The organism is Corynebacterium tuberculostearicum, from assembly GCF_022347235.1.
Classification (GTDB): domain Bacteria; phylum Actinomycetota; class Actinomycetes; order Mycobacteriales; family Mycobacteriaceae; genus Corynebacterium; species Corynebacterium tuberculostearicum_F.
Genome location: NZ_JAKRDX010000051.1, coordinates 1 through 899, shown reverse-complemented (window position 1 = coordinate 899; position 899 = coordinate 1). Strand labels below are relative to the sequence as shown.

The 899-nt window shown below is 54.7% G+C and carries 1 pseudogene; it reads right to left on the bottom strand.

What is annotated here, in order from left to right:
• Nucleotides 1–882, bottom strand: a pseudogene (locus tag MHK09_RS11625) (IS3 family transposase); the annotation flags it as partial.
• Nucleotides 883–899: the final 17 nt, after the last annotated feature.

Genomic DNA, 899 nt, shown 5'->3' with positions numbered 1-899 from the left:
CTGCAGTCGTTAACGCATGTTCCAATGCCTCCATGGGCAGCGCATCGGTGCGCATTGTCGAGCGTGTAGCAACACCAACAATTTTTCGGCTGAAGACATCCACGACAAACGCGGTGTAGGCGAATCCTGACAGGGTGCGAACGTAGGTAATGTCGGCAACCCAAAGCCTGCCTGGTGCCTGCGCACGGAAGTTTCGGCGCACTAGGTCCGGGCGATGATCCGGTGTCTTCGGGCTTACCGTTGTTATTGGGGTTCGCCCACGTCTGCGGCCAGAAACACCTGCAAGTTTCATCAGACGTGCGGTCTTGTCGCGACCAATATGAAAGCCTTCGCGGTTCATCGCGTGCCACATTTTGCGGATGCCGTAGACCGAGAAATTCTCCGCATGCACACGCTGTATCTCTGGGATGAGCAGGCTATCGCTTAAGGCTCTTGCGCTGGGAACACGTGTGGTGGCTTTGCGGTAGCCGCGTGAAGTAATGAATCCACGATCTGCTTGTTTAAGGACTCGGCAGATGGCCTCGACCCCAAATTGATCTTTGTACGCGTCGATGTAGGAGATCATTTGGTCGTGGGTCGGTCGAGTTCCGCTGCGAAAAAAGCCGAAGCAGTTTTAAGAATCCCGTTTGCTCGTTTCAGTTCGCGGTTTTCGCGGCGCAGACGCCTGAGTTCTTCTTCCATTGTTTCGCCGCCTGAAGCGTCAGAATTATCGCGTACTGAGGCGCTGTCACGGTACCAGGCCCGCAACGTGTGGTGAGATACTCCAAGCAGCTCACCGACCTCTGTGTAGGCGCGTTGCAGTGAGCAAGACTCCAGGCGGACCATTTCGATGATCTGATGGACCGCCTTCTCCTTGAACTCGACGGAATACTTTCTAGGCATAGTTCAATCCTTCCTTA